Annotated in this window: 12 protein-coding genes; 6 read left to right on the top strand and 6 right to left on the bottom strand. The window is 67.1% G+C overall.

Annotated features, from left to right (window positions below):
- From ACP15H_RS25930 to ACP15H_RS25920, 3 genes are all read left to right on the top strand, one after another.
- Positions 1–942 (top strand): ABC transporter ATP-binding protein, encoded by a 942-nt coding sequence (locus tag ACP15H_RS25930; RefSeq protein WP_425069014.1) that lies wholly within the window; start codon positions 1–3, stop codon positions 940–942.
- 19 nt (positions 943–961) lie between these two features.
- Positions 962–1,519, top strand: coding sequence for a hypothetical protein (locus ACP15H_RS25925; protein WP_425069013.1), 558 nt, complete (start codon positions 962–964; stop codon positions 1,517–1,519).
- A gap of 61 nt (positions 1,520–1,580) precedes the next feature.
- Positions 1,581–2,159: a hypothetical protein gene (locus ACP15H_RS25920; RefSeq protein WP_425069012.1), complete on the top strand. Its 579-nt coding sequence runs from the start codon at positions 1,581–1,583 to the stop codon at positions 2,157–2,159.
- A gap of 18 nt (positions 2,160–2,177) precedes the next feature.
- Here the strand turns inward: ACP15H_RS25920 and ACP15H_RS25915 are convergent, their stop codons facing one another.
- The 5 genes from ACP15H_RS25915 to ACP15H_RS25895 all read right to left on the bottom strand — a co-directional run bounded on the left by ACP15H_RS25915 (position 2,178) and on the right by ACP15H_RS25895 (position 8,604).
- On the bottom strand, positions 2,178–3,101 hold the full coding sequence (locus ACP15H_RS25915; protein ID WP_425069011.1) for a serine/threonine dehydratase: 924 nt from the start codon (positions 3,099–3,101) through the stop codon (positions 2,178–2,180).
- A 169-nt stretch (positions 3,102–3,270) separates the two neighbouring features.
- Positions 3,271–3,819, bottom strand: coding sequence for an HD domain-containing protein (locus tag ACP15H_RS25910; protein ID WP_425069010.1), 549 nt, complete (start codon positions 3,817–3,819; stop codon positions 3,271–3,273).
- Entirely contained in the window at positions 3,816–4,868 is a 1,053-nt protein-coding gene (locus ACP15H_RS25905) for an alpha/beta hydrolase (protein WP_425069009.1), read from the bottom strand. Before ACP15H_RS25905 ends, ACP15H_RS25910 begins: the two co-directional genes overlap by 4 nt.
- Positions 4,865–7,540, bottom strand: coding sequence for a hypothetical protein (locus ACP15H_RS25900; protein ID WP_425069008.1), 2,676 nt, complete (start codon positions 7,538–7,540; stop codon positions 4,865–4,867). The genes ACP15H_RS25905 and ACP15H_RS25900 overlap by 4 nt, the downstream gene beginning before the upstream one ends.
- Positions 7,541–7,734: 194 nt before the next feature.
- Entirely contained in the window at positions 7,735–8,604 is an 870-nt protein-coding gene (locus ACP15H_RS25895; RefSeq protein WP_425069007.1) for a protein-L-isoaspartate O-methyltransferase family protein, read from the bottom strand.
- 170 nt (positions 8,605–8,774) lie between these two features.
- Between ACP15H_RS25895 and ACP15H_RS25890 the strand changes: the two genes are divergently transcribed.
- From ACP15H_RS25890 to ACP15H_RS25880, 3 genes are all read left to right on the top strand, one after another.
- A complete protein-coding gene (locus ACP15H_RS25890) occupies positions 8,775–9,779 on the top strand; it encodes a Bug family tripartite tricarboxylate transporter substrate binding protein (protein WP_425069006.1) in 1,005 nt (334 codons plus the stop codon).
- Positions 9,780–9,867: 88 nt separating this feature from the next.
- On the top strand, positions 9,868–10,344 hold the full coding sequence (locus tag ACP15H_RS25885; RefSeq protein ID WP_425069005.1) for a carboxymuconolactone decarboxylase family protein: 477 nt from the start codon (positions 9,868–9,870) through the stop codon (positions 10,342–10,344).
- Positions 10,345–10,386: 42 nt separating this feature from the next.
- Positions 10,387–10,980: a nitroreductase family protein gene (locus ACP15H_RS25880; protein WP_425069004.1), complete on the top strand. Its 594-nt coding sequence runs from the start codon at positions 10,387–10,389 to the stop codon at positions 10,978–10,980.
- Positions 10,981–11,032: 52 nt separating this feature from the next.
- Here the strand turns inward: ACP15H_RS25880 and ACP15H_RS25875 are convergent, their stop codons facing one another.
- Positions 11,033–12,328: an O-acetylhomoserine aminocarboxypropyltransferase/cysteine synthase family protein gene (locus ACP15H_RS25875; protein WP_425069003.1), complete on the bottom strand. Its 1,296-nt coding sequence runs from the start codon at positions 12,326–12,328 to the stop codon at positions 11,033–11,035.
- Positions 12,329–12,422: the final 94 nt, after the last annotated feature.

The following is a 12,422-nucleotide window of genomic DNA, read 5'->3' as shown; positions in this document are numbered from 1 at the left end:
ATGTCGTTGCTTTCCCTGCGCGACGTGCGCGTCCAGTTCGACACCGCGGGCGGCGTCGTCCGCGCCGTCAACGGCGTCAGCCTCGACCTCGCGGTTGGCGAGACGCTGGGACTGGTGGGCGAATCCGGCTGCGGCAAGTCCACCCTGGGCAAGGCGATCATGAAGCTGGTGCCCGTCGCCGGCGGCGAGATCCTGATCGAGGGTGTCGACATCGCACCGCTCAACCGCGAACAGCTCACCGACATGCGCCGCAAGGTGCAGATGATCTTCCAGGACCCGTACGGCTCGCTGAACCCGCGCTCGACGGTGGGGCGTTCGGTGGCCCAGCCGCTGGTGCTCGCCGGCTGGAAGGCCGACGCCACGGCCGAGCGGGTCGAGACGCTGCTGCGCTGGGTCGGCCTGCCGAGCGACGCCAAGCAACGCTATCCGCATGAATTCTCCGGCGGCCAGCGCCAGCGCATCGGCATCGCCCGCGCCCTGGCGCTCAGCCCCAAGCTGATCATCTGCGACGAGCCGGTCTCGGCGCTCGACGTCTCGGTGCGCGCCCAGGTGATCAACCTGCTCGAGGACCTGAAGAGCCAGTTCGGCGTCTCGTATCTCTTCATCAGCCACGACCTCAGCGTGGTCGAGCACATCGCCGACCGGGTAGCGGTGATGTATCTCGGCATGCTGTTCGAGGTCGGCGGCCGCGACCAGATCTGGCGCGAGCCGCGGCACCCCTACACGCGGGCCCTGCTGGCGGCGGCGCCGATCGCCAACCCCAAGCTTGCGCGCGCACGTCAGCGCACGGTGCTGCAGGGCGAGTTGCCGAGCCCGCTCAACCCGCCGCCCGGCTGTCCGTTCAATTCGCGCTGCCCGATGGCCCAGGATCGCTGCCGGGTCGAGAAGCCCGCGTTGCGCGCGGTGGGCAATGGCGTGCAGGCGGCGTGCCATTTCGTCTGATTGGGCTATGATCGCGGCCATGAGACTGCCCGCCTTCTTCGCCGCCCTGCTGGCCGCCGGAACTCTTTCCGTCGCCGCGTCCGCCCAGACCATGGAGTTCGCCTGCCCCGACCCGGGCACGACTTTCACCTACGACAGCGGCGTCAAGGTCGTGGCCCGCGGTCGCGAGGGCATGGACTGCCTCATGGACCGCGTCGGCGGAAAGCCCTTCAAGCTGCGCGCGCTGCTGTTCGACAATCCGTCGGCCGATGGCGCGGACCTTACCGCCTATATTGCGGCGCTGCGGCCCGAACGCCTGTGGCCGCTCGAAGTCGGCAAGAAGATCGAAGCGAGCTACAGGGCCGGCGGCGGCACCTGGACCTACAAGCTCGCGGTGGCGCGCTATGAGCGGCGCACCGGGCCCGGCGACAAGATGATCGACGCCTTCCTGATCGAAATGAACGAGACCGGCGACAAGGGCCAGCGCACCATCTCGCGCTGGTGGATCTCGCCCGCCGACAAGTTCGCCATCCGCTACGATTTCAGCGACGGCGCCGGCAAGGCCAACCGCGCGGTCGTGACCGAGGTCACCCGCTAGCCAGATTTGACTTGCAGCCTACGGCGCGCGCTTAGTGGCGTGACACCGGAGGATCAAGCTCATGAAGTCGGTAGCGCTCGCTGCCCTGCTCGCTACCGCTGTCTCAGGAAGTGCCAACGCGCAGACCGCCTCCTTCCAGTGTCCGGCCGACGGCACCCGGTTCAGCTACACGGGCGACGGCTGGGAGAAAGTGAACACCGCCGCGGGGCAGGACGCCACCGTCTGCCTGTACGACAGCCTCTCGAACGGCAAGGCCGAGACGCTGCGCGTGCATGACGGCCTCGTCGGCTCGGTCGATGCACAGGGCGAGTCCTTCGCCAAGGGCCTCGACCTCAAGGCACTGTGGCCGCTCAAGGTCGGCAACAAGATCACGAACGCCGTCACCGTCGTCGGCCGCGACGGCAAGAGCTACACCTCCACCGTCACGATGACCGTCGCTGCCTACGAGAAGGTCACGGTGCCAGCCGGCAGCTTCGACGCGTTCCGGGTCGAGGAAAGCAAGGCCAACTCAAACGGCCGTACCATTCATTGGTGGGCGCCGGCCGTTTCGGCCTCGGTCAAGGAAAGCTTTGCCGACTGGCGCACACCCGGCAAGACAATCACCCTCGATCTCGTATCGCTGAAGCCGGCCGCCAGATAACGCCACTGACGCTCTTGGCTACGCCACCGAGCCCGGATCGGTGTTGGCGCCGCAGATCAGCGTCGCGACGCGTTCGCCCGGTGCGGGACGATAGGCCCCGGCGCGCAACGCAGCGAGGCCGGTCGCGCCGGCCGGTTCGGCGACGAGGCGCAGTTCGTCCCACAGCGCGCGCTGCGTTTCGCGCACGGCCTCGTCGGTGACCAGCACGGAGCAGCGGACCAACGTCCGCGCGATCTCGAAGTTGGGAGTCCCGATGCGGCTGGCCCCCAGCGCGTCGGCGGCGATGCCGGAGATCGCGACATCGACCGGCTTCCCGGCTTTCAGCGCCTCGTGCAGCGTGGGCGTGCCCTCGGTCTCGACGGCGACGATCTTCTTCGACGAGCCGATCGCGGCGGCGCAGCCGGCGATCAGGCCGCCGCCGCCGACGGCGATCAGCAGCGTGTCGAACTCCGCCTGCTCGGCGAATTCCAGCGCGACACTGCCCGCGCCGGCGAACACGACCTCGTCCTCATAGGCCGGCACGATCAGCGCACCCGTCTCGGCGGCGCGCGCCTCGGAGGCGGCGCGGGCTTCGGCGTAGACGGCGCCAATCTGATTCACGACCGCGCCGTAGCTGCGCAGCCGGGCCACCTTGGCGGGGGCGGCGATGGTCGGCACGAAGATCTCGGCCTTGTGGCCCAGGGCGCGCGCGGCATAGGCCGCGGCGGCGCCGTGGTTGCCGCCCGATGCGGCGATGATGCCGGCGGCCGGCACTTTCGAGGCGAGCAGCTTGTGGAAGGCGCCGCGCCCCTTGAACGAGCCGCTGACCTGCAGCGATTCGAGCTTCAACGCGAGCGGTGACGTCACGCCGAGCGACCCGGCCGCGAGCTCGATGACCGGCGTGCGCCGTACGTGCGGACGAATCAGACCCCAGGCGGCCTGGACTTCGGTTCGGGAGATCATCGTATTCGTCTTCCTGTTCCTGGCTCTTTGAGGAAAGTGAAAGGTCCCTCACTGCGTTCGGGATGACAGCGTTTGTTGGATCGGCGCACTGCGCAAACCCCAACAAAATTGTCATCCCGAACGCAGTGAGGGACCTTTACCTCATATGCGACGTCATCGGTGGAGGCGATTAGAGCCGGCAGGCCGGGACGTGGCGCAGGTAGTAGTCGAAGTCGGGCGTGCTGGCGCGCGGGTCCTTGGCTTCCTCGTCGTAGCGGCGCAGCCGCACCGCCTCGGCGTGATACGGGTTGGCGCGGAAGGCTTCGACCTCGTCGGGCGACATCAGTCCGCCCTGGAGTTGGAGGCTGCGCACCGAGTCGGCCGCCAGCTTGCCGAAATAGTCGGACTCGACCGTGCAGAGATAACGCTTGGCCGTCACGTGCAGGCGCACCGGCTCGCTGACGGCGGGACCGAAGCGCTCGGCCAGCCATTGCGCGCCCAGCTCCTCATGCACGTCGTCGACTCCTTCGGAGGCCGGATCCTCGCCCAGCCCGTGAATCATGTGGCCGACATCGTGCAGCAGCGAGGCCAGCACGGTGGCCGGCGGCGCACCGTCGGCCTCGGCCAGCGCCGCTGACTGCAGCGCATGCTGAAGCTGGTTGATGTCGGAGAGGCCGTACCGGCGCGTGGCGCGGCCGGCGAAGATTTCCAGGAGTTCCTGGCGCAGGGGATCGCTCATGCGTTCTTTTTACCATGAACCGGGACGTATCCGGGAATCAGGGAAAGCGCCTGTTTCAGGGGATCGGCCTGCCACGCGCGTGTAACGAAATCGCCATGCATGTCGAGCCCGCCGGTGGGGCCCACGAAGCAAGCCGTCCCCGGTGTCAGCGCCTGCGGGACAGTGCGTGTGAACTGAATGCGCCGTTTGGTCAGCAGCCCCTGCAGGGTGGCGTTCTCGTCCTTGGTCGAGTCGGTGAAGGCGCTCAGCAGGAAGGCCTGCCTTCGACGCGCGGCAAACCAGGCGGCGAACTTCGGCTCGTCGCCGTAGAGCGCGTCCAGCAGGATCAACCCGTTCACGCGATGGTTGGCGCCGCCGCGCTCCAGCGCGTAGGCGGCCGACAGATAGCCGCCGCTATAGGCGGCGATCGTCACGGGCGCGAGATTGAAGCCGCGGCCGGCGCTGCGGTCGCCATAGAGGCGCATCAACCGCTCCGCCGCCTCGTCGAGATACCGGGCGAAATGTCCGCCGCGCCAGAAATTGCCGGCGCTCGAATCGAGGGCGTCGTAGGCGAGCTGCGGCGCGACCAGGGCGATGTTCTTGCCCGACTCGGCCACCTGCCGCGCCACCGCCTGGCGCAGCACGACGTCACGCTCCAGCGTGGCGCCCTGGCCATGGAGGAAGAGCAGGATCAGTACCGGCCGCGACGGATCGAACCCTTGCGGCAGATAGAGCAGCGAGCGGCGATCGCTGTAGGTCGCGTCCTCCCAATAGACGTCGCCGCGGCCGGTCGTATGGCCGCGCCGCTTGCCATCGCGCGCGTCGAGAAAGGGCTTGGTCGTATCGGGGATGAAGCCGCGATAGGGAAAGGGCGAGGCGTCGAACGCCGCCAGCTGCGTCTTCGCCTCTTTGAGCCCGGGCGGCGGTGCCGGCGGTGCAGGTTTCGCGGCATGCACCGCCGCGGGCTTCGCGGCAGGCTTGGGCGCCTGCCGCTTGCTGGGTTTCTTGGGCTGGGCGTGCACGGCGGTCGGCATCAGGAGAGCCCCCAGCAGCAGCGCCCGTCGCTTCACGCGGCGGCGGGCCGCCCTGCCCCCGTCGCCTGGGGCTGGAGCGGCATGATGACGGAGAAGAACGCCGGCAGCGCGATCAGATAGGCGAAGGCGCCGACCAGCACCACGGCCGGGAGGCCGAAGCTGGTCGCCACGATCGGCACCAGCGCCGCGCCGATCACCGAGAAGCAGCCGTTGATGCCCCATGCCCACAGGAACATGTGGTCCTTGCCGAGGCGGCCCAGCATCGTCATCGCCGTCGGCATGGGGAAGCCCATGAGGAACGCCGGCGGGAACACGATCAGCAGGCAGAGCACGATGCGCAGGGCGTAGGGCAGCGTGCCGATCCAGTCGAGCGCGTAGTCGATGGTGAAGGCATAGGTCGCCAGGATCGCGAAGATCGCCAGGAAGACCTTGGGCATGAAGCTGCGCGCGCGATCGAGGAAGCGCTCCGAGAAGAAGCTGCCCATGCCGGAGAAGACCAGCATGCCCGTGATCAAGACCGAGGCCGACACCGTGGCGTTGGAGAGCGCCAGGATGAAGTGGGAGATCATGCCCACCTCGACGATGATGTAGCCCAGCCCGAGGCAGAGGAAGTACAGCATCGTGCCGGCCTTGCCGGGATAGCGGCTGAAGATCGTGCGCCAGCCGAAGACCACCGGGAACAGCACCAGCGTCAGCGCGAAGACGGTCGCGATTCCCAGTGTCGCCCACAGCAGCAGGTAGCCCCATTCGTCCTGCACCAGCTCGAGCCGGTCGGTGAACTTCAGCAGGTCGCCCACCTTGATGTAGGCGGCGAAGTACGGCTGGTGGTTGGTCAGGATGCGGGTGTCGAAGACATACTCGTCCGCGACCTTCTGCCAGCCGCCTTCGAGCAGGTAATGCCAGGCGAGGCGGCCGAGCACGGTCGCCGGCACGACCGGCGCGGGCGGCGGGCCGTCGGCCTTGGCTTCGGTCGAGCCGGGAGCACCCTCTGTCGTCGCGCCGGGGGGCGGCTTGTCGTTGGGTTCCGTCTCCGCAGGCGCGGTCGGATCGGCCGCATGGCCGGCGAAGAAGAACTGGTCGCGATAGTCCTGCAGGATCTGCTTCAGGTCGGCCGTGTCGACCTTGAGGCCGGGATAATAGATCTCGTCGAACGACATCGCCTTGGTGTGGGCGTTGAGCATCTCGATCTCGGCCGGCGTGAAGCCGTCGCGCTTGTAGAGCACGGTGGCGGTCGAGAGGTAGGACGAGACGACGTAGAACTTCTGGCCGATGTCCTTGCCGCCATCGACGTCGCGGGCGGCGGCGACCATCGTGGCATAGAGCTTCAGCACCGACTTGGGCGGCTCCTCCTTGTTCCACAAGGTCACCGACAGGACACCGCCCGGCGTCAGGGCGCGCATGTAGGCGCTCATCGCCTCGCGGCTGTAGGAGTATTTCTCGACGATCGAGAAGCCGCCGGGGCTCGACAGGCCGGCCGAATCGGCCAGCGACAGGTCGATCACGTCGTAGCGGTTCTTGGTATGGGCGACGTAGAGGCGGCCGTCATAGTCGATGACGTTGACCTTGGGATTGTTCAGGATGTCGCCGGTGAAGTCGCGCAGGCCCTTGTCCTCGCGGAAGGCCGTCAGCAGCGCCGGATTGCCCTCGGCCACCGTGACCTGGCTGGAACCCGACTTCAGCGCCACCGCCGTCGAGATGCCGCCGCCGAACTGGACCACGAAGGTCTTCGGGTCCTTCTTCAGCAGGTACGGGTAGTACATCGGCAGGTACTTGAAGTAGGCCGTCTGTTCGGCCGGCAGGTCCCTGATGATGCCGGCGGGACCCTCGGAATCGATGTAGAGGCCGAGATAGGCGTTCGACGGCATCTTCTCGAGGTTGAAGGCCGCATTGTCGGACTGGCCCGGCGCGAAATGCAGGTAGGAGCTGGAATAGACCTCGAGGTAGCCGAACGGCGAGGCACGCTCGTAGACGCGCTGGGCGTCGGGGAACTTGCGGGCGTAGGAGACGCCCTTGTAGTCGGACACGGCGAGCTTGGGGATGCCCAGCACCTGCGGCGCAAAATGGTGCACCGCCGCCGACAGGATGGCGACGATGACGATGGCCGCCATGCCCTTGCGATCGCCCAGCGCCACGAACCACAGCAGGCCGCCGGCCAGCCACAGCAGCAGCGGCGCCATGATGAGGTCGTCGGGCCGCCAGGCATACATCGCCAGGAGCACGGTGAGGCCGCACAGGCCCGAACCGACGAGATCGGCGAAGTAGACGCGGTTGAAGGTCTTCTGCGCCTTCAGGAAGATGACGCCGAGATAGAGGGCGCCGGCCAGGAACGGCAGGAAGTAGAGCACGAAGTTGGCGAACAGGCGCCACTTCTGCATCGGATCGGAGATCAGGAAGATCGCGTTGAACGGCACTTGCTGGGCGGCGAGGTTGCACACCACCATCAACGGCCCGAAGGCCAGCAGCGCACCCTTCACGGAGCCGATCCAGTGACGCTCGAACCAGCTCTTGCCCACGCACATGACGGCGCTGGTGAGGCCGAAGCCGAACATCGCGAGGCTCACGACCAGCGAGCCGAAATGGGCCCAGCTGCCGACGGAGAACACGCGCATGATGCCGATCTGCAGCGCGATGATGCTGCCGGCGACGAGGCCTACGGACAGATAGAAGGCGAGTGGCGGGCGGTGATCGAGATCGACCGTGACGGACAAGGGGGATCTCCGTTGTTTTTGTTGGATCGCTTTATGCGATCTCTAGAGGGTAGCGGGAGGCGTCAGTGGATCCCCAAAGCTCGTGTCATCCCGAACGCAGTGAGGGATCCTTCACTGCGTCCGATCAAGGATCCCTCGCTACGCTCGGGATGACACCATTCCCCTGGCGTCATCCAAGCGCCGTCCGCACGACCTCAGCGGTTGTGCGTACCGACGATCTTGTCGCCATCGAGCTTGGTGAAGGGTACGAACGGCACGATCTTGCCGCCGTAGATGTCCTCACGGCTGGTGGTGATGGAGCCGTCGGCGCCCTGCGTCTTGGTCACCTTGAGCACGCGCTGCGCGCCCGGCGGGCCGACCGGAATGACCATCAGGCCGCCGGACTTGAGCTGCTGCAGCAGCGGCGGGGGCACATGGTCGATGCCGCAGGTCACGATGATCTTGTCGAACGGGGCGGCCTCTTCCCAACCGTAGAAGCCGTCGGCGTTCTTGGTCTTGATGTGCTTGTACTCGGTGTAGCCCTTGTCGATGAGCTTGTCGTACAGGCCGCGCGTGCGCTGGGCGAGCGGCGCGATGATCTCGATCGTGTAGGCGTTCTCGGTGAGGTTGGCGATGTAGGCCGACTGCACGCCCGAACCGGTGCCGATTTCGAGCACCTTCTCGCCACGCTTCACGTCGATGACGTTGGTCATGCGGCCCTGCACGTGCGGGCCGGACATGGTCACGCCGTAGCCGATATCGAGGAAGGCATGCTCGTAGGCGCGCTTGGCAATCGCCGGGCTGATCGCGGCAAACTCTTCGCGCGGGGTGAGCAGGAAGGCGCGCATGGTCGCCTGGCCCCAGATATCCTTGTTCTTGATCAGGGCCTGGAAACGGTCCCAGCGCTGGCCGAGGAACACGGGGTCCTCACCGCGGGCCTTGCCCCAGGCGATGAAGTTCTCGCGCGAGTCCATCGGCGGGTTGAGATCCCAGCTGTAGGGCTTGATCGTGGCAGCGATGGCCGGGGCGGCCAGGGTACCGGCGGCGAGCGCGACCGAGCCGGAGACGAAAGTGCGCCTCTTCAAGATATTCCTCCTTGGCGCGGACCCGTTGAGACGAGGGGAAAAACCGCCGGAAAAGCCCGGCGATTTGGGGGCAACCGCACGTCGAATAGATACGGGAATTGTGGCGGATTTGCCAGCGCGGCCATGGTACGCCGTCGGTAACAATCACGAATCAAGGGAGGAATTTGAGAATGACCCGTAGACTGTCCCGCCGCGCCGTTCTCTCAACGGCCGCCGCCCTGCCCGCCGCCGCCTTGCTGCCGCGGGGTCTGCAGGCCCAGGCCGCGTGGAAGCCCACCCAGAACGTGCGCATGGTCTGCCCGGCCGCGCCGGGCGGCACCACCGACATCGCCGCCCGCCTGCTGGCGTCCTATCTCACCGAGGCGTGGGGCCAGTCCTGCGTCGTCGACAACAAGTCGGGCGCGGGCGGCGTCATCGGCTCGGCCGAGGTCGTCAAGTCGGCTCCCGACGGCAACACGATCCTGATGGGCAATATCGGCCCGCAGTCGATCGCCTATTCGCTCTACCGCAACATGCCCTACACGCCGGCCAACCTGATCCCGGTGTCCAACGCCATTACCGCCCCCAACGTGCTGGTCGTCCACCCGTCCGTCCCGGCCAAGACGATCCCGGAATTCGTCGCCTGGCTGAAGGCGCAGAACGGCAAGGCCTCCTACGCCTCGTCCGGAACCGGCCAGTCGCCCCATTTGTGCGGCGCCTGGTTCCTGCAGCTCACGGGAACGAAGGCCGAGCACATTCCCTATCGCGGCGCCGCGCCCGCGCTCAACGACCTGACCGCAGGCGTCACCCAGTTCTTCTTCGACAATCTGACGACCGCCATCGAGTTCGTTCGGGCCGGCAAGCTGCGCGCGCTCGGCCTCACCTCGGCGCAGCGCAATCCGCTCACCCCCGACCTGGTCCCGATCTGCGAGACCATGCCGGAGCTGAAGCCCTTCGACGTGTCGACCTGGTTCGGCGTCTTCCTGCCGGCGGGTACCCCCAAGCCCATCGTCGATTCGCTCAACGCCCAGATGAAGGCCTGGCTCAGCGATCCCAAGACCCTGGAACGCATCAAGACCATGGCGGGCTTCCCCGCCTACGGCACGCCCGAGCAGTTCAACGCCTTCGTCACCGCGCAGATCGCGCAATGGAAGGGCGTCATCGACAAGGAAGGCCTCAAGCTCGACATGGGCTGAGGCCCGACACGAGGCGGCGGGAAGCACCGGCGTCTTGCCAAGCGGATCGGGGCTCCTAATATCAGCACTCTGATATTAGGAGCCCTCGATGTCCCAACCCCGCCTCACCTACGATGCCTTCGCGAAGATCGCGCCGGTCGCCCAGCAGTCGCTGATCGCCATGGGCCGGCAGGCCGACGACTCCGGCGTCGACAAGCAGATCGTCGAACTGGTGAAGCTGCGCGTGTCGCAGCTCAACAACTGCGCCTTCTGCCTGCAGATCCATCTCAACGTCGCGCGCAAGCTCGGCCTGCCGCAGGAGAAGCTCGACCTGGTGGCGACGTGGGAAGAAGCCGGCATCTTCTCCGAGCGGGAATGCGCCGCGCTCGCCTGGGCGGAGACGCTGACGCGCCTGGTGGGTCACAGCATCTCGAACGACGCCTACGAATCTGTCCGCCGGCACTTCAGCGAGGAGGAAGTGACTTTCCTCTCCGTCGCGATCGCCACGATCAATGCCTGGAACCGGCTGGGCGCCGCCTTCCGCTTCGCTCCGCCGATCCTGAGGGGCGCGAAAGCCGTCTCTTGATTGCAAATGACAATCGTTTGCATTTAGGTTAAATGTGATGTCATGCCTGACATCATCCATGCGCGCGAGCCTCGCCTGCTCGCCCTCGACCAACTGCTGTCCCGCCGCTCGGTGGGTCCCCTGCAGGAGCCGGCGCCCGAGGGTGCCGACCTCGATCTGATCCTCGACGCCGGCCTGCGCGCGCCCGACCATGGGCGCCTGCGGCCCTGGCGCTTCGTCGTCATCCGCGGCGAGGCGCGCCTCGCCTTTGGCGAACGGCTGGGCGACGCTGCCGCCGTGCGCGATCCGGCGAATGCCGCAGCACTCGCCGAGCGCTATCGTGCCTGGGTCCGCCGCACACCGATGCTGATCGCCGTCGGCGCCGTCGTGAAGCCGGGCAACATCCCGGAGATCGAGCAGCTGCTCGCCGCCGGCGCGGCGGCGATGAACATGCTGAACGCGCTGCACATGCTGGGCTATGGCGGCATGTGGGTGACCGGCCCGAACACCTACGATCCCAACGTCAACGCGCTGCTGGGCTTCGAGCCGCCGTCGCGCCTGGTGGGCTTCCTGACTGCCGGCACACCCGCATCCTCGACCGCCCCGGTTCCGGCACGGCCCGAGCGGGCCGCGCACGTCGCGGAGTGGACGCCCTGACTCTTCCACCTCCCCCGCATGGCGGGGGAGGTAGATCAATCCAAACCGCGCGCTACTTGCCGGCGGCGTCGAGCGCCTGCGACAGGTCGGCGAGGATGTCGTCGATATGCTCGAGGCCGATCGACAGCCGCACATAGCCGTCCGAGACGCCGGTCGCGCGCTGCTCTTCCGCCGAGAGCTGGGAGTGCGTGGTCGAGGCCGGATGGATGGCCAGGCTGCGCGCGTCGCCGATGTTGGCGACGTGATAGAGCAGCTTCAGCGAATCGATGAAGCGCCGTCCCGCCTCGCGACCCGCCGCCAGCTCGAAGCCAACCAGCCCGCCATAGCCGCCCTTGAGATAGGTGTCGGCGCGGCGCCGGCTCTCGCCGGTCTGCTGCGACGGGTGGATGACCTTGGCGACCTCGGGCCGCTTCGCGAGGAAGTCGGCGACCGCCTGGGCATTCTTCACGTGGCGTTCCATGCGCAGGGTCACCGTCTCGATGCCCTGCAGGATCAGGAAGGCGTTGAACGGCGACAGCGCCGATCCGAGGTCGCGCAGCAGCGTCGTGCGCGCCTTGATGATGTAGGCCACCGGGCCGATCGCCTTCACCGCCTCGACCCAGACGGCGCCGTGATAGCTGGGGTCCGGCGTGTTCAACGCCGGCTGGCGCGCGGGATGCGCCGCCCAGTCGAAATTGCCGCCATCGACGATCAGGCCGGCGATCGACGTGCCGTGTCCGCCGAGATACTTGGTGCCGGAATAGACGACGACCGCCGCACCGTGATCGAACGGCCGTGCCAGGAGCGGCGCCGCCGTATTGTCGACGATCAGCGGAATACCGAGCGGCCGGCCGATATCGGCCACTTCCTTGATCGGGAAGACCGCAAGCTTCGGGTTGGGCAGCGTCTCGGCATAGTAGGCCCGGGTGCGATCGTCGGTGGCGCGGGCAAAGGCCTGCGGATCGGCCGGATCGACGAAGCGGACCTCGATGCCCTGGTCCTTCAGCGTATGGGCGAACAGGTTCCACGTGCCGCCGTAGAGGTCGGTCGAGCTCACGATATTGTCGCCGGCCTTGGCCAGGTTCTGGATCGCGAAGGCCGAGGCCGCCTGCCCCGAGCTCACGGCCAGCGCCGCGGCGCCGCCTTCCAGGGCCGCGATGCGCTGCTCCAGCACGTCCAGCGTCGGATTGCCGATGCGGGTGTAGATGTTGCCGAGCTCCTTCAGCGCAAACAGGTTCGACGCGTGCTCGGTATCGCGGAACTGATAGGACGTCGTCTGATGGATCGGCACGGCGACCGAGCCGGTCGTGGCGTCGGCGCGCCAGCCGGCATGCAGCGACAGGGTCTCGGGATGGCGGGAACTGGTCATGATCGGCCTGCTGGGTTGCGAGGAGCAGCCAAACTCACGGCAAGCGGCGTCGCAGTCAAAGGGATTGGCTGCCGACGTCCGACAAGCGGACGAC

Origin of the sequence: Reyranella sp., assembly GCF_965249915.1 — a bacterium.
In the GTDB taxonomy this organism is placed as follows: Bacteria; Pseudomonadota; Alphaproteobacteria; order Reyranellales; family Reyranellaceae; genus Reyranella.
The sequence above is the reverse complement of the archived record's forward strand: the minus strand, read 5'-3'. Positions and strand labels throughout refer to the sequence as shown.

Bases quoted from the DNA above. Each gene is read 5' to 3' on its own strand.
- ACP15H_RS25930 (WP_425069014.1), top strand. From the start codon at position 1: ATGTCGTTGCTTTCCCTGCGCGACGTGCGCGTCCAGTTCGACACCGCG.
- ACP15H_RS25925 (WP_425069013.1), top strand. From the start codon at position 962: ATGAGACTGCCCGCCTTCTTCGCCGCCCTGCTGGCCGCCGGAACTCTT.
- ACP15H_RS25920 (WP_425069012.1), top strand. From the start codon at position 1,581: ATGAAGTCGGTAGCGCTCGCTGCCCTGCTCGCTACCGCTGTCTCAGGA.
- ACP15H_RS25915 (WP_425069011.1), bottom strand. From the start codon at position 3,101: ATGATCTCCCGAACCGAAGTCCAGGCCGCCTGGGGTCTGATTCGTCCG.
- ACP15H_RS25910 (WP_425069010.1), bottom strand. From the start codon at position 3,819: ATGAGCGATCCCCTGCGCCAGGAACTCCTGGAAATCTTCGCCGGCCGC.
- ACP15H_RS25890 (WP_425069006.1), top strand. From the start codon at position 8,775: ATGACCCGTAGACTGTCCCGCCGCGCCGTTCTCTCAACGGCCGCCGCC.
- ACP15H_RS25885 (WP_425069005.1), top strand. From the start codon at position 9,868: ATGTCCCAACCCCGCCTCACCTACGATGCCTTCGCGAAGATCGCGCCG.
- ACP15H_RS25880 (WP_425069004.1), top strand. From the start codon at position 10,387: ATGCCTGACATCATCCATGCGCGCGAGCCTCGCCTGCTCGCCCTCGAC.
- ACP15H_RS25875 (WP_425069003.1), bottom strand. From the start codon at position 12,328: ATGACCAGTTCCCGCCATCCCGAGACCCTGTCGCTGCATGCCGGCTGG.